Below are 19407 nucleotides of genomic sequence, written 5' to 3'. Positions count from 1 at the left end.
AGCGCCCTGGCAGCACTGCGCCGGGCACCCAAGAAGCACCACGGAGGCAAGGGCGTGAACGAAGTCTGCAGGCCAGCAAGGAGAGGCGCCCGATGATCGCGGCCGCCATCACCGGCATTGCCGCGCAGCTCAACCAGTCGCTGCGCCGCACGTTCAAGGTCGGTGAAGACCTGGTGGTCGTCTCCAACCTGACCGAGCCCGACGGCAACCTGGTTTCGCAGGTGTCGAACAAGCTCGCCCTCTTCCTCGTCAACATCGAGAAGGATGCCCTGCCCTACCGCCCCTCGGCGCTCAGCCACGGCGGCCTCGGCCGCGCGGGCATCAGCCAGGCGCCGGTGCACCTGAACCTGCTGGTGCTCTTTGCCGCCACCTTCAGCGGCACCAACTACCCCGAGGCGCTCAAGTTCATCTCGCACACCATCGCGTTCTTCCAGAGCCGCCCGGTGCTCGACCACCAGAACACGCCGGAACTCGACGCGCGCATCGAGAAGCTGATGCTCGACATCGAGAACCTGAGCATCGCCGACCTGAGCAACCTCTGGGGCATCCTGAGCGGCAAGTACATGCCCTCGGTGCTCTACCGCGTGCGCATGGTCGCCATCGACACCGCCCAGCTGAGCGGCCAGGCGCCCTACGTCGCGCAGCCGCAGGCCGGCGTGTCGGCATAGCGCGAGAACAGACGCCATGGGTGCATTCCAGCCGCTCTTCAGCCTGGAGGTGGAGCATTCCTACTTCCCCGGCGGCGTGTGTCGCGGCCTGAAGCTCACGCCCACGCCCGCCACGCAACGGCTCATCGGGCGTGCGGGCGGCCTGCTGCGCCATACCGACCGTGGCCTCTTCGTGGCCTGCGACGTGAACATGAGCCTGGCGCTGGGCCGGCTGGCCGAGCAGTCGGAGCTGGTGTTCCACTTCCGCGGCCACGGGCCCGATGCGCGTTTCGCCAACTACACCGAGGGCGACTTCGGCTCGCAGCAATCGCTGCGCGTGTTCCACACCCAGGGCACCGCACGCGGCGACGACGGCCGCTGGCGGCTCAAGGCCGACACGCTGCCGCTCGACGCGCCCGAGTTTGATGGCGTGCTGAGCGCGCTGGGCCGGCGTGTGCCGCCGCACTTCATCGTCAGGCTGTCGCTCGATGCCGAAGCGCTCGACGTGCCGCGTCGCTACGTCTGCCGGCTCGAAGCCCGCGCCACCGTCTGGAAATACTGCCTCTTCGGCGAGCTGGCCGAAGAGCCCGATGCGCTGCAGGTGGTCGACCTCGGCCAGTCGCTGCGCTTCGGCCCGCCCGTCGACGAGCGGCTGCCCGACGGACGGCCGATGCTGGTCGTGCGCTCGGCCGAACCCATCACCTTGCAGGAGCGCTCATCCCAGCGTTTCCAGTTGCGCCGGGCCGGCGCGGCGGGCGCCGACAAGGTGCTCGTCAAACGTCTGCCGGTGGCTTCGCCATCGCAACTCAACCGCGAAACCCTGGGCGGGGTGCCCACCTGGGTCTCGGAGATCTACGTGCACCCCTCTCTATCCACCGTCTAACCACAGGAGGCTCTCATGGGCGTGATGAAGACACCCGGTGTCTATATCGTTGAGAAGAACGCGTTCCCCAACTCGGTGGTCGAAGTCGCGACCGCCGTGCCAGCCTTCATCGGCTACACCCAGACTGCCGACAACGCGGGCAAGAGCCTCACCGGCAAACCCTGGCGCATCAGCTCGCTGGCCGAGTACCACCAGTACTTCGGCTTCGGGCCGTCGCCCAGGTTCACCATCAAGCCGCAGGCGCCCGAGAAGACCGAGCCCACCGCCTTCAAACTCGGCGACGACGAGTTCACGCTGGAGCAGCCCGTGGCCAAGGACGGCGGCCGCTTCCTCCTCTACTACGGCATGCGGCAGTTCTTCCAGAACGGCGGCGGGCCCTGCTACGTGATCTCGGTCGGCGACTACGACTCCGACAGCATCAACCCCGACCTCTTCACCAAGGCGATCGACCTGCTCATCCTGGAGCAGGAGCCGACGATGATCGTGATTCCCGATGCGATGCTGATGAAGCAGCCCGAGAGCATCAGCGTGCAGCAGGCGATGCTGATGCACTGCGGGAAGATGAAGAACCGCGTCGCCATCCTTGACGTGTGGCAGGGCTGGAAGACGCCGGTCGAGTGCATCGGCCAGTTCCGCAACGACCTGGGCATCAACTTCCTCGACTACGCCGCGGCCTACTACCCGTGGGTCAACACCACGGTCGTGCAGGACAACGAGCTGACCTACCGCAACATTGCCAACCCCGACCAGCTGCAAAAGCTGCTGCGCACCGAACTCGGCCTGCCCGACGCCCTGCCCGAGAACGCGCCCGCCAAGCTCGAAGCCCAGTGGAAGGCGGTCAACGACATCCCGAAGTCGGAAGACGACTGGATCAAGGAAGACACCAAGTCGGCCGAGAAGGACAAGAAGCAGACCGCGCGCATGCAGATGGCGCTACTCAACAAGAGCCTCGCAGCGCTGAGCCCGATGTTCAACACCATGATGGGCGAGCTGAAGAACAAGCTCAACCTGCTGCCACCGGGCGCCGCCATGGCCGGCATCTACACCATGGTCGACAACACCCGCGGCGTGTGGAAGGCGCCGGCCAACGTGAGCGTGAACGGCGTCATCTCGCCCGCGGTCAACCTCTCGGCCGACGACCAGGAAGACCTGAACGTCACCACACAGGGCAAGTCGATCAACGCCATCCGCTCCTTCATCGGCGAAGGCGTGCTGGTGTGGGGCGCACGCACGCTCGACGGCAACAGCCTCGACTGGCGCTACATCAGCGTGCGCCGCACGATGATCATGCTGGAAGAGTCGTGCCGGCTGGCGGCCAAGGCGATGGTGTTCGAGCCCAACGTGGCCAACACCTGGGTCACCATCAAAAGCATGATCCAGAACTTCCTCACCGGCGTGTGGAAGCGCGGGGGTCTCGCCGGCGCGGTGCCCGACGACGCGTTCAGCGTGCACGTGGGCCTGGGCGAGACGATGACGCCCGAAGACGTGCTCGAAGGCATCTTGCGCGTGACCGTGCTCGTGGCCATCAGCCGCCCGGCCGAGTTCATCGAGATCACCTTCCAGCAGCAGATGCAGAAGTCCTGATCGCCCCTCATTCAACACATAACCAGGTGGAGTAAGACATGGCAGACGACGGTTCCGCGCAATCGACCACGGTGTGGCCTCTTCCGAAGTTCCGTTTCGAAGTGAAGTGGGATTCGGCGGTGATGTCCTTCCAGGAAGTCTCGGGCCTCGACGTGGAGTCGCAGCCGCTCGAATACCGGCACGGCGACAGCCCCTCGTTCTCGGTCATCAAGATGCCGGGCATCAAGAAATACAGCGACGTCACGATGAAGAAAGGCGTCTTCAAGAGCGACAACAAGTTCTGGGACTGGTTCAACGAGATCAAGATGAACACGATCAAGCGAAAACCCGTGACCATCAGCCTGCTCGACGAAGCCGGCTCGCCCACGATGGTGTGGACGCTGGCCAATGCCTGGCCCACCAAGATCACCGGCACCGACCTCAAGTCGACCGGCAATGAAGTCGCGGTCGAGACGATCGTGATCGCACACGAGGGCCTGACCATCGCGAATGCCTGACGCCCATGCCTGATGTGCTGTGGACCCGGCCGCAAGACCCGCCCGCGGCCTTCTACTTCACGGTGACCTTCGGCACCAATCCGCAGGATGCCGACAGCTCGTTCCGCGAGGTGAGCGGCATAGCGCCCGAGATGGAGACCGAACCCGTGGTCGAAGGCGGCGAGAACCGCTACGTGCTCGCGCTGCCCAAGGCGGTGAAGCACCCGAAGCTCGTGCTCAAGCGCGGCATCGCGCCCAACAGCTCGCGGCTTTTGATGTGGTGCCAGGCGGTGCTCGACGGCGGACTGAACCGGCCGGTGTTCCCGAAGCAGGTGCACCTCTTCCTGCTCGACGGGCTGGGCCGGCCGCTGCGCGCCTGGTCGTTCGACAACGCCTGGCCGGTCAAGCTGGAGGTGGAGCCCTTCAACGCCACCAAGAACGAGGTGGCAGTCGAGAAGATCGAGCTGAGCTATGCGTTTTCCAAGCGGGAGGTCTAGGCCATGACGATCGAAGTGCGGCAGCTGCTGATCAAGTCGCAGGTCAACACCGCGCCGGTGCCGGGCCATGCGCCGGCCCCGTGGACGGAGCAGGCCCGCGAACAGGTCAAGGAAGAGGTGAAGGAAGAGATCCTTGCCGAGTGCAAGACCTGGCTTGCCCAACGACTCCAAGACGCCCGCGAGCGCTAGACAACACCGAGACGAGACGACACGAGCCTGCGCCATGCCCGACACCAGCCTCGCCGAGAAAAGCCGCATGACCCTGGTGCGCTACAAGGTCAGCGACACCGGCACCACCACCATCGACGACTCGGTCTCCTTCACCGTCATGCTCAACCCGGCCGACGTGAAGCACAGCCGCGGCATCGTCTACGACAAGAAGAAGGCCCAGGGCCAGCCGGCGACAGACCCGAAGTACAGCGCCACCGACACCGAGACGCTCAGCTTCGCGCTCGTGATCGACGGCACCGGCGTCGTGCCCCTGCAGACCGGCGAGACCCGGCGCGACGTGAAAACCCAGCTCGACCAGCTCAACAAGGTCGTCTACCAGTACGACGGCCAGCAGCACGAGCCGGGCCGCGTGCGCCTCTTGTGGGGCACGCTGATCTTCTTCGGCCGCATGCAGAGCATGTCGACCCACTACACGCTCTTCAAGCCGGGCGGTGCGCCGCTGCGCGCGAAGGTCGACCTGTCGTTCGTGGGCGCCATGAGCAAGCGCGAGACCGAGCTGGTCTCCAACCTCTCGTCGCCCGACCTCACCCACGTGATCGAGGTGCTCGACGGCGACACCCTGCCGCTGCTGTGCAACCGCATCTACGGCGACCCGGGCTACTACCTCGACGTGGCCCGCCACAACCAGCTCACCGACTTTCGCAACCTGAAGCCGGGCGCAAAGCTGCACTTTCCTCCGTTGGGGTAAGCGATGCCCGCCACCTCTCCGGAACAAGGCGCCGAGGGCGTCGTCCGCATCACCGTGTACAGCGAGGGCACGGCGCTGCCCGAGGCCATGCGCATCATCTCGGTGAGCGTCAACCGGGCCATCAACCGCGTGCCGATGGCCCGGCTGGTCATCGCCGACGGCGACATGCCCAACAAGGAATTCCCAGCCAGCGATGCGGCCGACTTCAAGCCCGGCGCTGCGATCAAGATCGCTGCGGGCTACGGCGACGAAGAGGAAACCCTCTTCGAAGGCATCGCCCTCAAGCATTCGGTGCAGATCACCGGCCACAACGACGCCCGCCTGGTGGTCGAGTGCCGCGACAAGGCGGTGAAGATGACCGCCGGCCGCAAGAACGCCAACTACATCGACAAGACCGACAGCGACATCCTCTCCGCGCTCATCGGCGCTGCCGGCCTCACCGCCGACGTGGAGGCCACCACCATCCAGCACAAGGAGATGGTGCAGTTCTACTGCAGCGACTGGGACTACATGCTGTCCCGCGCCGACGCCAACGGCCTGCTCGTGATCGCCACCGACGGCACGGTGGCCGTCAAGGCGCCGTCCACCAGCGCCGAGGCCGTGCTCAAGGTCACCTACGGCATCGACCTGATGGAGTTCCACGCCGAGGTCGACGCACGCCACCAGTACACCGCGGCCCAGGCCGTCTCGTGGGACCTGAAGACGCAGGACGTCATCACCGGCAGCGAGGCCGCCCCCGCCACGCTGAACCCGCAGGGCAACCTCGACTCGGCCACGCTTGCCGAGGTGCTGGGCCTGGCCTCGTTCCGCCTGCAGACCGCCGCCCCCACCACCAAGGAGATGCTCACCCAGTGGGCCAAGGCGCAGCAGCTCAAGTCAGGCCTCGCGCGCTTGCGCGGGCGCCTGAGCTTCCAGGGCAGCGCGAAGGCGGCGGTGGGCGGCATCCTCGAACTCGAAGGCGTGGGCCAGCGCTTCAGCGGCAAGGTCTACATCAGCGGTGTCACCCACGAGATCGCCGATGGCGACTGGGTGACCGAGGTGCAGTTCGGCCTTGCGCCGCAATGGTTCACCGACCAGCCTGACGTGAGCGCGCCGCGTGCGGCCGGCCTGTTGCCCGCCGTCGAGGGGCTGCAGGTGGGCGTGGTGATGAAGCTCGATGCCGACCCCGGCGGCGAGCACCGCGTGCAGGTCAAGCTGCCGGTGATGCAGGCCGAGACGCAGGGCGTGTGGGCGCGGCTGCTGCAGCTGCACGGCTCCAACACCTTCGGCACCTTCTTCCTGCCCGAGATCGGTGACGAGGTGGTGCTCGGCTACTTCAACAACGACCCTTCGCACCCGGTCATCCTCGGCAGCCTCTACAGCAGCAAGCAGGTGCCGCCCTATGCGCTGGAGGCGGCCAACAACACCAAGGCCATCGTGACGCGCTGCAAGTCGAAGATCGAGTTCAACGAGGCCGACAAGATCATCACCGTCACCACGCCGGGCAACAACAAGATCGTGCTCAGCGACAAAGACAAGTCCATCCTCCTGCAGGACCAGAACAACAACAAGGTCGAGCTGAACCCGAGCGGCATCACGCTCGACAGCCCGAAAGACATCACCATCACCGCCAAGGGCAAGATCACCGTCGACGCGGTGGGCGCGATCAGCATCAGCTCCAAGGCCGACGTGAAGACCGCCGGCCTCAACATCGCAAGCGAAGCGCAGGTCGGCCTCACCGCCAAGGGCAACGCGAGCGCAGAACTCTCGGCCGCCGGGCAGACCGTCGTCAAGGGCGCGATGGTCATGATCAATTGAAGCCACGACCATGCCGCCCGCCGCCCGCCTCACCGACATGCACGCCTGCCCGATGGTCACGCCGGGCCTGCCGCCCATTCCGCACGTGGGCGGGCCGGTGATCGGGCCGGGGGTGCCCACGGTGCTCATCTGCAAGCTGCCGGCCGCCGTGCTGGGCGACAACGCAGTCTGCGTGGGCCCGCCCGACGCGATCGTCAAAGGCTCGGCCACGGTGATGATCGGCGGCAAGCCCGCGGCGCGCATCGGCGACAGCACCGCGCATGGCGGCAGCATCGTCATGGGCTGCCCCACGGTGATGATCGGCGGGTGACGCGATGACCACCGACACCCAGTTCCTCGGCACCGGCTGGGCCTTCCCGCCGAGCTTCGACTGGCGCAGCAAGGAGGCCGTGCTCGTCTCGCAGGTCGAGGACATCGAGCAGAGCCTGCGCATCCTGCTCGGCACGGTGCCCGGCGAGCGCGTGATGCAGCCCGCCTACGGCTGCGGCTTGAAGCGCATGGTCTTCGAGACCCTCAACGACAGCACCGCCACCGAGATCCGCGACATCGTGGCCAAGGCCATCCTTTTCTTCGAGGTGCGCATCACCCTGCACGGCGTCGACCTCGACTGGAGCGACATCGCCGAGGGCCTCCTGCGCCTGAAGCTCGACTACACGGTGCGCACCACCAACACCCGCACCAACATGGTCTACCCGTTCTACCTGAGCGAGGGGACCAACCTGAGGTTGCCGGAATGAGCGATGGGTGCGAACAGGGCGAGCGTTTCCCCGCAGCCTTGCAGGAAGGCTACTTCAGGCCCGACGAAACGAGCCTGGAAACGCTCATCGCCATGAGCGCCGGCCTCGCCTCGCACCTGCGCTTCCACGATGTCTCGATGCGCGAGGTGGGCACGTGGGGCGAACTCTTCGACGGCGACGAAGCCCTGGTGCTCGCGCGCATCGCCGCCACCCGGCTGCAGGCCGCGCAGCAGCAGTTCGTGCGCGATGCCGATGCCGCGCCGCTGCCCGAGCTGGCCACCCGGGTGATGGCATTGGCCAGCCAGATCGACGGCTGGCTCAAGGCCCTGCGTGCCAGCCGCCACCTGGCCGGGCGCAACGTGCTGGCGCGCATCGAGCAGTTGCTGGAGCAGCCGCTGGGCGACGACCTGCAGTGGGTGCTCGAACGTTTCGGCACGCATCACTTCCGCTCGCAGCCGATGGCGCTCGCCCGTCGCCGCTTCGACCCCGCCTGGTTCCGCCGGCCCGAAATGCGCGACCCCTCCGCGCAACGCAGCGACCGCGAGATGCTGCGCCGGCGCTTTTTTCCTTCGTGAGTGCGATCGAGCGCATCCAGGACCTGGCGCGCGAGCTGCTACCGGTCTCGCTGGACAGCCAGACGCACGCACCGGCGGCCGGGCTCTTGATGGCTTTCCTGCAGCTCTACCAGCAGCGCATCCAGCCGCACCTCAACCGCTTCACCGAGCGCCACACCGACTTCTATTACGACAACTGCCTGCGCGTGGAGCCGCTGCCCGCCACGCCCGACGCGGTGCACCTCGTCTGCCAGCGCCACCCGCTGGCGCAGGGCGAGGTGCTGGTGCCGCGCGGTACCCGCTTCAGCGCCGGCAAGGATGCACAAGGCCAGCCGATCGAGTTCGAGGCCGACGACGACCTGCGCATCACCGATTGCCGCGTCGCCGCCCTGCTCACGCTGCGGCTCGACCGCGACCCGCTGATCTCGCCCGAGCGCGAGTTCGGCTACGTCACCCGCATCGACGCCGCCCGCCTGCCCTGGCCCGCGCCCGAGCTGGCGGTACCCGATGCACCGCACCCGCACTGGCCGCTCTTCGGCGGCACGCCGCACGGCCCCGCCGGCGGCCCGGCCGAGACACGCGTGGGCCTCGCGATCGCGTCGCCCCTCTTCCTGCTCGCCGGCGGGCAGCGCGAGATCGACCTGCGCTTCGAGCTGGCGCAGGCCATCGACGTCGACCACCGCCTGCAGCACCTCGCCGAGCAGACCGTCGTCGAGCCGCGCTCGATGCGCCGCCGCTTGCCGGTGCTCTTCAAGCGGTACCTGCAGCTCGCGCCCGAGCTGCTGAGCGCCCTCGACCGCGCCGACCTGAACGATCTCGCGCTGCGACTGGCTCGCCAGGCGCAGGAGCGCCGGGCCGATGAGGCGGCAGACGGCCACACCATCGGCCTCTACGAACGTTTCCTGCTCGAACTCACCGTGCGCGCCCCGACGCGCGAGCTCTTCTTCCGCCGCCTGGGCAAGCTCTTCTCGCGTTGGCTGCTGGCCCGCGAAGACTGGCTCACCGACGCCCGTCTCAAGGCCCTGCGCGACACCGCTGCCCGCCTGCTCGGTGAGACCGACCGCCCGCCGCCCGTCGCAGGCGACCCGCGCTGCCTGCTGCAAGGCCCCAACCGCCCCGAGCGGGCGCTGATCTTCGGCCAGCTCTTCAGCAGCATCTTCCACTTCCACCTCAGCACGCCCAGCGGCTGGCTGGCCGTGAACGACTTCTTCGTCGACCGGGGCGACGGCGACAGCGAGAACCACGGCGGTGGCGCCTGCGCCGCGCTGCGCGTGGTGCTGCGCCTGCGCCCGCAAGACCCGCCGGTGGTCGGCTGCAACGCCGCGGTGCATGGCGCCGAGTGGCCCACAGAGCAGCCGGTGCTGCGCATCCAACTGTGCGACGAAGGCCGGCTGCACCCCTACTCGCTGATGGAAGACGTGGTGCTCACCGAAGTGGCGATGGCGGTGCGCGTGCAGGGCGTGCGCGACGTGGTGATGCACAACAACCTCGGCCGGCTCGACCCCTCCAAGCCTTTCATGCCCTTCGGCCCGCTGCCCACGCTGGCGTCGTACTGCGTCTTCGGCAGCGAGGAGCTGGCGCGCAAGAACGTCACCAGCCTCGACATCCAGGTGGAGTGGTCGGGCCTGCCCACCGAACAGGGCGGCTGGGCCAGCTACTACGCTGGCTACGACAGCCACCTGCGCAACAGCACCTACACCGCCACCGCGAGCATCCTGCGCGACGGCCAGTGGCACACCGCCGGCACGCCCGGCAGCCTGGCGCTCTTCAAGACCGCCGATGCCGCCGGCCGGCTGAGCGCCCGCGCCTGCTGGTCGCTCGACGAGGCGGCGCTGCGCACCTACGGCCGCGCCACGCAGGAGCCGCTCGACTTCCAGCTCGGCGCACGCAACGGCTACTACCGCGTGCAGCTCCACGCACCGGCCATCGCCTTCGGCCACGCGGCCTATCCGGTGCTGCTGACCGAGGCCGTGTCAGCCAACACACTGCGCCGCCGCAGCCGCCGCCCGCTGGTGCTGCCCAACCCGCCGTACACGCCGCTGATCGAACGCATCACGCTCGACTACGAAGCGCAAAGCCACATCGTGCTCGGCCAGGAGCGCCGTGCCGACGGCGAGGCCGAGCTGGAGCGTGTGTTGCACCTGCACCCCTACGGCCTCTCGCAGGTCTACCCCGGCGCCACCGGCGCGGGGCCGGGCCTGTGGCCGCGCTTCGCGCACAACGGCAGCCTCTACATCGGGCTGAGCGTCGGTCCCGAGGCCGACGGCCTCTCGGGCACGCTCACGTTGCACTTCCACCTGCGCGACGAAAGCGCGGTCGAGTCGCTCAACGGCGAAACGCGCGAGCCGCCCAGCTGGGCCTACCTCGCCTCCAACCAGTGGCGCCCGCTCTCGCCCTCGCAGGTGGTGGCCGACACGACCTGCGGTTTTCTCACCTCGGGCATCGTCACGCTCGACCTGCCGCCTCAGGCCGACCGGCTGAGCACCATCCTGCCCAACGCGTGCTACTGGCTGCGTCTGTCGGTCGACCACGGCTTCGAGCACTACGCCGGGCTCTACGGCGTGCGCACCCAGGCGCTGCGCGCGAGCCGGGTGTCGCCGGCGGCCGGTGCAGCCGCCGCCACGCCGCTGCCGGCCGGCCGCGTGACCGAGCCGCTGGTCACCGTGGCGGGGCTTGCCTCGGTGCAGCAGATCGGCCCGTCGTTCGGCATGCGCGCCGTCGAAGACCGCCGCCAGATGCTGACCCGCGTGGGCGAGCGGCTGCAGCACCGGCAGCGCGCCAGCACCCCGTGGGACTACGAGCGCCTGGTGCTGGAGCGCTTCCCTTCGGTGCTGAAGGTCAAGTGCTTCGCGCACCAGCTCGCCAGCGTCGACGGTGTGAGCCCCGGCGAGGTGCTGGTGGTCGTGGTGCCGGCGCCGCCGGTCGCGCAGGCCGGCCAGGCCCCCGGCGACGACAGCGCCGCGCCGCTGCTCTCGGCCACCGCCGAGCCACACCTCAACGCGGTGGAGCTGGCGCGCATCCGCGACACGCTGCGCGGCCTTGCCTCGCCGTTCGCGCAGATCCAGGTGCGCAACCCGATGTACGAGCGCATCCAGGTGCGCTGCACCGTCAAGCTCGCCCGCGGCGTGCAGCAGGGGCAGGCGCTGCGGCGCATCAACCAGGCGATCACCGACTACCTCTCGCCGTGGCGCGAAGGCGGCCTGCGCCCGAGCTTCGACTGGACGGTGCGCTGCGAAGACGTCGAAGCGCACATCCGCGCCCTCGACTGCGTGGCCTTCGTCACCCAGCTTTCGCTGCTGCACGTGGCACGCAGCGACGCACAGGTCTACACCCTCGGCGACACCGCCCGCGGCCAGGGCCTGCTCTCGACCCAGGCGCGCCCACGCTCGGCGTGGAGCATCGTGCTGCCGATGCGCGAGCACATGGTGAGCGCGGTCGAGGTGCCGACCGACGAGCGGCCCGAGGCGACGGGCATCGCGCGGCTCGGCCTCGGCCACACCTTCATCCTGGGTGATGTCAGCCGCCCCTCGGGCGATGTCACCCGCCCCCGGGGCGAGGCGGTGTCATGACCCTCCGCAACCGGGAGACGCTGCGCAACTACTTCGGCGACGGCAAGCTGCCCACGCGCTACCACTTCGGTGATTTGATCGACTCGATGCTCAACATGAGCGACGAGGGGTTCCGCAAATCAGCGGAAAACGGCGTCGAAATCTCCACGCCCATCGGCCACGACGCCCTGATGAGCTTCTACCGCGACCAGCGGCCCAAGTCGGCGCTGTGGTCGGTGAGCTATGGCGGTGGACAGGACATGCTGCACTTCCAGCCCGGCAGCGCCGCCGCCGCGCGGGGCCGCAACCCGGTGCTCGCGCTCGATGCGCAGGCCCGCGTGGGCATCAACACCGGCGCCCCGCGCCACACGCTCGACGTGGCCGGCGTGGTGGCCTCAACCGGCCGGCGCGGCACCTACCAGGTGGCGCAGCCGGTGCCCATCCTGGCCGATGGCAACTGGCACGACCTCACCGACACGCTCACCGGCTGCCAGGCCTTCGAGGTGATGGCCGGCGCCGGCCACCCGGGCGCGGGCCGCTACGCGCTGATGCACGCCATCGCGCTCAACACCTACAACCCCGACGGCGGCTGGCTCGACTTCCTGTCGCGCCGCAAACGCATCACCCCGCACCACGCCTACTACGGCCGCCGCTGCGACAAGCTGCAGCTGCGCTGGGAAGGCACGAGCGGCAAGAACGCCGCCTACAAGCTGCGCATCAAGAGCGGCTGCGATTACGGCGAAGGCGTGCGCATCAAGGTCTTCATCACGCAGCTGTGGTTCGACGAGACGACGCAGGGAACGGAGTCATGACCGCCCGAGCCCCCACCGCCACCATCCCCCGCAAGCGCCGGGCAGCCCGCGGTGGCGCGGCCGACTCTCCGCTCAGCTTCGAGAGCCTGCGCACCGAAGGCCTGCGCCTCGCACAGACGCTCTCGGGCCACACCTGGACCGACTACAACCTGCACGACCCCGGCGTCACCATGCTCGAGCAGCTCTGCTACGCGCTGACCGACCTGGTGTACCGCACCGACTTCCCGGTGGCCGACCACCTGCGCGCCCCCCGCAGCGCCGGCATCGAGTACGCCAAGCTCTCGCTGCACCCGCCGCAAGACGTCTTCCCCTGCCGTGCCACCAGTGCCGCCGACTACCGCCGCGTGCTGCTCGACCAGGTGCCCGGCCTCGACGACGCGACCCTCGCCGCCGGCCCGCCGCGCGAGGCCGGCGGCGTGAGCCTGGGCGAGCTGCGCGGCCTCTACCGCCTGCAGCTCAAGCTGGCGCAGGGCGTGATGACCGGCGCCGACACCCGCGTGGCCGACGCCCGCACCGCCTACCGCGCCCGGCGCACGCTGTGCGAAGACATCGACGGCCGGGTGAGCCTGATGGAAGACGTGCTGTGCAACCTGCGCGTCGACGTCGAACTCACCGGCCCGCGCGACCCGGTCGACGTGCTGGCCGACATCTACGCCCGCTGCGCACGCCACCTCGCGCAGGGCCTCAGCTTCCACAGCCTCGACGAGCTGCTGGCCGAAGGGCTCACGCTGGAGCAGGTCTACACCGGGCCGGTTACCGAGCAAGGCTTCGCGCCGCACGCCGACGAGCCGGCACCCGAGCTGCTCTTCGTCAGCGACCTCGGCCTGCTCGTCAAAGGCATCGACGGCGTGCAGGAGGTGCGCGCCCTGAGCCTGCTGCGCGACGGCGACACGCAGCACAGCAGCGCCATGCGCTGGCGTGGCGACACCTGGTCGCTGCGCCTGCGTGTGCCCGGCCTGGCCGATGCCCGCGCGCCAGAGGCCGTGCGCGAGCTCCTGCAGCAGCACGTGACGCTGCGCCGCCGCGGCGCGCGGCTCAGCGTGTCGCCGGTGGAGCTGTCGCACCGCCTGGCCGACCTGTACGCAGCCAGCCGCACCCGCCGCCGCGCCGCCGCCAGCAGCGGCACCGCCCCGCTGCCCGCAGGCCAGTACCGCGACCTGCGGCACTACACCTCGGTGCAGGACGACTTCCCGCTCGTCTATGGCCTCGGCCGGCATGGGTTGCCGGCTTCGGCCAGCATGCAGCAGAAGGCGCAGGTGGTGCAGCTCAAGAGCTACCTCGCGCTCTTCGAGCAGGTCATCGCGCACGGCACGGCGCAGGTCGAGCACCTGCGCGATCTCTACAGCGCCGCCGCGCCGCGCGGCCCGAGCTACTGGTGGCAGATGCTCGACGACAGCGCCGTGCCCGGCCTCGACGCGATCTACCGCCCGCCCGACGACGCGCCGCCGGGCGCGTCGCCCGCCGACGTGCGCAGCGCGGTGCAGGCCGAGGTCTACGAATCGCGCGACCCGCACATCGAACGCCGCTCGCGAGCGTTCGACCACCTGCTCGCGCTGCACGGCAACACCTTCACGCAGAACTCGATGCGCCAGTTCTGCGACTACCTCTCGCCCGGCGAGCTGGAGCTGGCCTTGATCGACAACAAGGCCGCCTTCCTGCAAGACATCGTGGCCCTCAACCGCGACCGTGCCGCGGGGCTCGACTACGCCAAACGCTCGTGGGGCGTGCCCGGCAGCGGCACTGGACTGCAGCGCCGCGTGGGCCACCTGCTCGGCTTTCGCCAGGTGCACAGCCGCCCGCTGCTGCAGCCCTTCCAGCAGCAACGGCGCACGCTGCACGGCGTCGGGCCCGACCGCGCGCTCGGGGCTGAGACCGACCCCGGCACCACACGCCCGCTGCGCCCCCACCTGCAGCCGCTGGCCCGCGACGAGATGCGCGCCGACCTCGCGGCGATGCCGGTTCTGCGCGGCGGGCTGCTGAGCGCGGCCGTGCTGCGCTGCGGCCTCTACCGCGACCGCTACCGCGTGCGCGGCGAGCCGCACGACCAGGCCGACGTCCACCCGCACGGTCGCGCCGCGGCGGGCCCGCAGCAGCTCGTGCTCGGGCCCGACGAAGCCGGGCGCTGGTGGCCTCTCGGCGAATTCGCGACACCCGAGGCCGCCTCGCGTGCCGCCGACAGCCTGCGCCGTTTTCTGATGCACCTGAGCTTCGAGAGCGAAGGCCTGCACGTGGTCGAGCATGTGCTGCTGCGCCCGGTGGGCGAGAGCCCGCGCCATGCCGCGCTGAGAGACCTGCCGGCCGATTTCTACGCCCTGCGCCTGAGCGCCGTCTTCCCGAGCTGGACGGCCCGCTGCGCCCAGCCCAACTTCCAGCGCCTGGCCGACGAGACGGTGCAGATCAACTGCCCGGCCCACGTGGCGGCCCGCTGCCTGTGGCTCGACCATGAGGCGATGGCCACGTTCGAGACCGCCTATGCCGAATGGCTGGAGGCGAAGGTCCTCTTCTGCGAGGCCACCGCCTCCGCGCTCGACGAAGCCTCGGCCGACCCTGCGGCCGCCGCGCGGGTCAACGACGCCGCCTGCCGCGTGATCGAGTGCCTGCGCCCGGTGTGGGCGCGCAGCACGGAGCCCGGCCATGCATAGCCATTGCGTCGAAGACCTGCAGTTCGTGGTCGATTTCGAGAGTGCCGAGCAGGCATTCGACACGCAGGAGCGTGTGGCCGAGTTCGCCCGCCGGTACGCGCCGCGCATCATCGACGAGGTGTTCGACCAGCACTCGCGCAACGGCGAGGTGTGGCGGCTGCCGCTGCTCGACATCGACCTCGGCCCGATCGCCCACGATGAGCTGGAGTCGCAGTGGGAAGCCCGCCTTCGCGAGCGGCTGGCCGAAGCCTTGCTCGCCGAGCGGGTGCTGATGCCGCGCAGCGTGACGCCGGGCTTGCGCCCCGAGGCGACGACCACGCCCGACCCCTGCCCCGAGCTGCACAGCCGGGAGCAGGTGCAGCTCGACACCCTGCTGCATTTCCTGCGCCACGGCCACCTGCCCTGGCATGCCCCGCAGCACCTCGCTCTTGCCTCGCCGCTCGGCCAGCTGGCGCACGAAGTGCTGCGCGACAACGCCGCCGCCCTGGTGCAGGCCTGGCGCGGCAGCCCCGAGGCGCTGCGCATGGTGCAACGTGCGGCGCGCCAGTTTCCGCGCGGCTGGCTGGCCCGCCTGGCGCACGAGCTGGCGCGGGCCCTCGGCGCCGGCGCCGCCGCCGGCTGGGGCCGCGAGGCCGAGGCCTGGGTCGACGGCTTCGTCGCCCTGTGGACCGAAAGCAAGCTGCGCCCTGCCCCCGCGCCGCACCTGCTGTGGGAAGGCCTGCTGAGCGCGCTGTGGTCCGACGCCGGGGTGCTCGACCGCAGCCAGCCGCTGCAGTCGATGGTGCAGGCCCTCGCGCCCGCCGAAAGCGACCAGGCCGCGATCTGGCACTCCTTGCAAGCCGTCGCGCGGCGCGCGCTCGACGGGACGCCGCCGGCCCCGACCGCCACGCTCGGCGAGGCCGTGCTGCGCACCTGCCTGGCCGCGCGGGTGCCCGCCCTCGCGCATGCGCGGACGAGCGACAACGAGCCCCAGGCAACCCCCGGCTCGCGCAGCGAAGAGCAGGCCCGTCTGCTGCAGCGCCTGCAGGCCTGGCTGCCGCCGAACGCGCGCGACGACGACCTCGACCCCTGGCACGCGCTGCTGCAGGCCGAGCCCTCGTGGGCGCGCGAGGTGCTGTTGCAGCTCGGCCGCAGCCCCGCCGCTCGCCAGCGCATGGCGCAGGCCCTGCCCCCTGCGCTGCTGCTCGCGCTGATGGCCCTCTGGCTCGGGCCCACCGAGCAGGGGCTGCTGCAGGCCGCCGCCGACGAGGCGGCACTGTGGGGGCCGGCCGCCGCCCCGCTCGACCCGGCGCAGCGCTGGGAACGTACCCTCGGCTACGTGCTGCTGCTGCCGGCGCCGGCCTTGTTCAACGGCGCCGATTACCTCGACCACCTGATCGCCCAGCGCAGCGAACGCGAGCACCAGGCCGTGCCGGTGCTGCTGCGCTCGCTCGACACCGCCTGGCGCCACCGCCACCACGGCAGCACCGCGGCACCGCTGCTGCGCGCCTGGCTGCGGGCCCGCCGACTCACCGAGGCCGGTGCCGCCACGCCGCTCGGCCAGCGGCGCGGGCGGCTGGAAGCCGCGCTCGCCCAAGGCCTGCTCGCCGGCGCCGAAGACGACTGGTTCGACGCGCTGCGCGACGACACCGCCTGGCTGCTCGACCAGGTGCGCCAGGCCGGCCGCCGCCCCAGCCTGCAGCGCCGCATGGCACGCGAATGGAACCGGCTCGCGCGCACCCAGCTCATCGGCCTGTGGCTGCTCGCACCCGAGCGTGCGGCCATGCTCGCCGCCCTCGACGACCCGGCATACGCACCGCTGGCGGCTGCCGGCGACAGCCGCCCCGGGCTCGCGCTGTGGGAAGACCTGATCGCCCACCTGATGCGCCTCACGCCCGGCAGCTTCTTCCACGTCGACGCCTACCTGCGAAGCCTGCGCGAGCGGCTGGCCGACGTCACGACCGAGGCGGCCCCCGCCCACCCCCTTGGCGAGCGCCCGGCCGGCGCAGTGCTTGCCGACGGCGCGTCCTGGCTCGTGCAGTTGTCGCCTGCCGACCAGCTGATGCTCCGGCAGGAGCTGCGGCTCGTGCAGCAGGCCGCGCAGCACGCCGGCCTGCCCGCCAGCGACGAGACCCTGTCGCGGCTGGCGTGGGCGTTCGCGAAACGCGAGCTGGTCGACGAAGGCCGGCGCTACGAATCGGTCGCCTTCCCGGCACGGCTGGCGCGGCACCTCGTCGAGGCCCTGCACCTGCCCGAGCCCGAGGCCTGGCTGGCCCGCATCGCGGCCGAAGCCGGCCGCCAGAAGCGCCCCGACAGTGCACCGCGCATCGCCGCCGCCATCGCCGAGACCGCCGCGGCCCTGCACACCCCACCGACCCCGATGACGCCGCCGCCGAAGCCCGCGGCGCCCGCGCCCACCCCCGAAGCGCTGCGCTTCGAGGACCTGCTGCAGCGCGACACCGTGCACGTCGCCAGCGCCGGCATCGTGCTCGCCGGCGCCTACCTGCCGCGCCTCTTCGGCATGCTGCAGCTCACCCGCGACGAGGCCTTCGTCTCGCCCGCCGCGGCCGAGCGCGCGGTGCTGCTGATGCACTTCATGGCCACCGGCAGCACCGAGGCGCCGGAGCCGCAGCTCGCGCTGCACAAGGTGATGTGCGGCATCGGGCTCACGGTGCCGCTCATTGGCGCGCTGATCCCCACGCCGGAAGAGTCGCAGGCGATCGATGGCCTGCTGCAGGCCATGATCGCCCACTGGAAAATCATCGGCCACACCTCGGTGGCAGGCCTGCGCGAATCATTCCTGCAGCGCGAAGGGCGGCTCAGCTTCGACGATGACGACGGCTGGCAGCTCACGGTCGAACCCCGCAGCTACGACATGCTGCTCGATCACCTGCCCTGGGGCTACAGCCTGCAGAAGTTCCCGTGGATGGAAAGGCCGCTCCATGTCGAATGGCGCTGAGCTTCCCGCCCTCACCGAAGCGGCCGGCCTGGGCCTTGCGGCGGCCACGCTGGAGCGTGAGATCGCGTGGTTCGACGCTGTGCTGCAGGCGCGCATCTGCCTGCACTTCCGCCAGCCCTGCGCCCATGCCGACGTGCGCGAGATCGACCCGCCCGCACTGGCCGGAGACGGCTCGCCCTACGCGCAGCTGGTGCACGAGTGCCGCCTGGGCTTCAGCGAGCGCATCGTGCTCGTGCTCGCGCTGCTGCCGCACCTGCGCCCGGCGCTGCTCGACACGCTCTTCGTGCGCAACAAGAACTTCGACCGCGGCTTCACCGAGTTCGGCGGCTGGAAAGGACGCGCCCATGGCGGCTTCCTGCCCACCTGCGAAACCGCGGCCTTCATCCTCGCCGGCGAAGACCTGGCCCAGCGGTTCTCGGTAATGAGGCTCTTCGACGACGGCCACCCGCTGCGCCAACGCGGCGTGCTGCGCATCGAGCACGAAGCGCCGGGCGAACCCTTCCTGAGCGGGGCGCTCGGGGTGGGCGCCGAGTACCTGTCGTGGTTCACCACCGGCGAGCGGCACAAGCCCGACTTCAGCAGCTCGTTTCCCGCCAAGCTCATCACCACCGGGCTCGGCTGGCAAGACCTGGTGCTCGGCCCCGAGGTACTGGAAGAGATCGACGCCATCACCACCTGGATACGCCATGCCGACACGCTGCTGCACAGCTGGCAGCTGCACAAGGCCATCAAGCCCGGCTACCGCGCGCTCTTCTTCGGCCCGCCCGGCACCGGCAAGACGCTCACCGCCACGCTCATCGGCCAGGCCACGCAGGCCGACGTGTACCGCATCGACCTGTCGATGGTCGTCAGCAAGTACATCGGCGAGACCGAGAAGAACCTGGCGCAGGTGTTCGACCAGGCGCAGACGCGACGCTGGATCCTTTTCTTCGACGAGGCCGACGCGCTCTTCGGCAAACGCACCAACACCTCCAACTCCAACGACCGCCACGCCAACCAGGAGGTCTCGTACCTGCTGCAACGGGTGGAAGACTTCCCCGGTACGGTGATCCTCGCCACCAACCTCAAGGCCAACATCGACGAGGCCTTCGCGCGGCGCTTCCAGTCGATGGTGCACTTCCCGATGCCCGATGCCGAGCAGCGCCTGCGCCTGTGGGACGGCATGGTCGGCCACACCGGCCGCCTGGCCGATGACGTGGACCTGCACCAGCTCGCCGACACGCATGAACTCGCCGGCGGTGCGATTGCCAACGTGGTGCGCTACGCGGCCATCCACGCGCTGCAGGCCGGGCGCAGCCGCATGCAGGCGAGCGACCTGCAGCGCGGCATCGTCAAGGAGCTGCGCAAGGAGGGGCGCACCGCATGAGCTGCTC

General features: G+C 69.9%; 16 protein-coding genes. All 16 read left to right on the top strand.

Annotated features, from left to right (window positions below; genetic code table 11):
- Positions 1-92: 92 nt before the first annotated feature.
- The 16 genes from LRS03_RS04340 to LRS03_RS04265 are packed head-to-tail and all read left to right on the top strand — an operon-like array spanning position 93 to position 19400.
- Positions 93-668, top strand: coding sequence for a Pvc16 family protein (locus tag LRS03_RS04340; RefSeq protein ID WP_257824049.1), 576 nt, complete (start codon positions 93-95; stop codon positions 666-668).
- 16 nt (positions 669-684) lie between these two features.
- Positions 685-1530, top strand: a complete 846-nt coding sequence (locus tag LRS03_RS04335; protein ID WP_257824048.1) for a hypothetical protein — start codon at positions 685-687, stop codon at positions 1528-1530.
- Between the two features lie 15 nt (positions 1531-1545).
- Positions 1546-3114 carry a phage tail sheath family protein gene (locus LRS03_RS04330; RefSeq protein WP_257824047.1) on the top strand — a complete coding sequence of 523 codons (1569 nt, stop codon included), beginning with the start codon at positions 1546-1548 and terminating at the stop codon, positions 3112-3114.
- A gap of 38 nt (positions 3115-3152) precedes the next feature.
- The gene (locus LRS03_RS04325; protein WP_257824046.1) at positions 3153-3611 is read left to right on the top strand and encodes a phage tail protein; all 459 of its coding nucleotides are present in this window, start codon (positions 3153-3155) and stop codon (positions 3609-3611) included.
- Positions 3612-3616: 5 nt separating this feature from the next.
- Positions 3617-4087 (top strand): phage tail protein, encoded by a 471-nt coding sequence (locus LRS03_RS04320; RefSeq protein WP_257824044.1) that lies wholly within the window; start codon positions 3617-3619, stop codon positions 4085-4087.
- Between the two features lie 3 nt (positions 4088-4090).
- Complete coding sequence (locus LRS03_RS04315) at positions 4091-4276, top strand: DUF5908 family protein (RefSeq protein ID WP_257824041.1); 186 nt, start codon at positions 4091-4093, stop codon at positions 4274-4276.
- A 34-nt stretch (positions 4277-4310) separates the two neighbouring features.
- Positions 4311-5006, top strand: coding sequence for a CIS tube protein (locus LRS03_RS04310; RefSeq protein WP_257824039.1), 696 nt, complete (start codon positions 4311-4313; stop codon positions 5004-5006).
- 3 nt (positions 5007-5009) lie between these two features.
- On the top strand, positions 5010-6803 hold the full coding sequence (vgrG, locus tag LRS03_RS04305; protein WP_257824036.1) for a type VI secretion system tip protein VgrG: 1794 nt from the start codon (positions 5010-5012) through the stop codon (positions 6801-6803).
- A gap of 10 nt (positions 6804-6813) precedes the next feature.
- A complete protein-coding gene (locus tag LRS03_RS04300; protein ID WP_257824031.1) occupies positions 6814-7113 on the top strand; it encodes a PAAR domain-containing protein in 300 nt (99 codons plus the stop codon).
- A gap of 4 nt (positions 7114-7117) precedes the next feature.
- Complete coding sequence (locus LRS03_RS04295) at positions 7118-7540, top strand: GPW/gp25 family protein (protein ID WP_257824029.1); 423 nt, start codon at positions 7118-7120, stop codon at positions 7538-7540.
- Entirely contained in the window at positions 7537-8115 is a 579-nt protein-coding gene (locus LRS03_RS04290) for a hypothetical protein (RefSeq protein WP_257824028.1), read from the top strand. The genes LRS03_RS04295 and LRS03_RS04290 overlap by 4 nt, the downstream gene beginning before the upstream one ends.
- Entirely contained in the window at positions 8112-11663 is a 3552-nt protein-coding gene (locus tag LRS03_RS04285) for a baseplate J/gp47 family protein (RefSeq protein ID WP_257824026.1), read from the top strand. Before LRS03_RS04290 ends, LRS03_RS04285 begins: the two co-directional genes overlap by 4 nt.
- On the top strand, positions 11660-12454 hold the full coding sequence (locus LRS03_RS04280) for a hypothetical protein (RefSeq protein WP_257824024.1): 795 nt from the start codon (positions 11660-11662) through the stop codon (positions 12452-12454). Before LRS03_RS04285 ends, LRS03_RS04280 begins: the two co-directional genes overlap by 4 nt.
- Complete coding sequence (locus LRS03_RS04275) at positions 12451-15096, top strand: hypothetical protein (protein ID WP_257824022.1); 2646 nt, start codon at positions 12451-12453, stop codon at positions 15094-15096. The genes LRS03_RS04280 and LRS03_RS04275 overlap by 4 nt, the downstream gene beginning before the upstream one ends.
- Positions 15089-18034 (top strand): contractile injection system tape measure protein, encoded by a 2946-nt coding sequence (locus tag LRS03_RS04270; RefSeq protein WP_257824020.1) that lies wholly within the window; start codon positions 15089-15091, stop codon positions 18032-18034. The genes LRS03_RS04275 and LRS03_RS04270 overlap by 8 nt, the downstream gene beginning before the upstream one ends.
- A complete protein-coding gene (locus LRS03_RS04265) occupies positions 18018-19400 on the top strand; it encodes an ATP-binding protein (RefSeq protein WP_257824016.1) in 1383 nt (460 codons plus the stop codon). Before LRS03_RS04270 ends, LRS03_RS04265 begins: the two co-directional genes overlap by 17 nt.
- Positions 19401-19407: the final 7 nt, after the last annotated feature.

It is taken from the genome of Rhizobacter sp. J219, from assembly GCF_024700055.1.
Taxonomy (GTDB): Bacteria; Pseudomonadota; Gammaproteobacteria; order Burkholderiales; family Burkholderiaceae_C; genus Rhizobacter.
This window is presented reverse-complemented; position numbering and strand designations above follow the sequence as displayed.

Bases quoted from the DNA above. Each gene is read 5' to 3' on its own strand.
- LRS03_RS04295 (WP_257824029.1), top strand. From the start codon at position 7,118: ATGACCACCGACACCCAGTTCCTCGGCACCGGCTGGGCCTTCCCGCCG.
- LRS03_RS04275 (WP_257824022.1), top strand. From the start codon at position 12,451: ATGACCGCCCGAGCCCCCACCGCCACCATCCCCCGCAAGCGCCGGGCA.
- LRS03_RS04315 (WP_257824041.1), top strand. From the start codon at position 4,091: ATGACGATCGAAGTGCGGCAGCTGCTGATCAAGTCGCAGGTCAACACC.
- LRS03_RS04320 (WP_257824044.1), top strand. From the start codon at position 3,617: ATGCCTGATGTGCTGTGGACCCGGCCGCAAGACCCGCCCGCGGCCTTC.
- vgrG (WP_257824036.1), top strand. From the start codon at position 5,010: ATGCCCGCCACCTCTCCGGAACAAGGCGCCGAGGGCGTCGTCCGCATC.
- LRS03_RS04335 (WP_257824048.1), top strand. From the start codon at position 685: ATGGGTGCATTCCAGCCGCTCTTCAGCCTGGAGGTGGAGCATTCCTAC.
- LRS03_RS04280 (WP_257824024.1), top strand. From the start codon at position 11,660: ATGACCCTCCGCAACCGGGAGACGCTGCGCAACTACTTCGGCGACGGC.
- LRS03_RS04325 (WP_257824046.1), top strand. From the start codon at position 3,153: ATGGCAGACGACGGTTCCGCGCAATCGACCACGGTGTGGCCTCTTCCG.
- LRS03_RS04340 (WP_257824049.1), top strand. From the start codon at position 93: ATGATCGCGGCCGCCATCACCGGCATTGCCGCGCAGCTCAACCAGTCG.
- LRS03_RS04330 (WP_257824047.1), top strand. From the start codon at position 1,546: ATGGGCGTGATGAAGACACCCGGTGTCTATATCGTTGAGAAGAACGCG.
- LRS03_RS04270 (WP_257824020.1), top strand. From the start codon at position 15,089: ATGCATAGCCATTGCGTCGAAGACCTGCAGTTCGTGGTCGATTTCGAG.
- LRS03_RS04265 (WP_257824016.1), top strand. From the start codon at position 18,018: ATGTCGAATGGCGCTGAGCTTCCCGCCCTCACCGAAGCGGCCGGCCTG.
- LRS03_RS04310 (WP_257824039.1), top strand. From the start codon at position 4,311: ATGCCCGACACCAGCCTCGCCGAGAAAAGCCGCATGACCCTGGTGCGC.
- LRS03_RS04300 (WP_257824031.1), top strand. From the start codon at position 6,814: ATGCCGCCCGCCGCCCGCCTCACCGACATGCACGCCTGCCCGATGGTC.
- LRS03_RS04290 (WP_257824028.1), top strand. From the start codon at position 7,537: ATGAGCGATGGGTGCGAACAGGGCGAGCGTTTCCCCGCAGCCTTGCAG.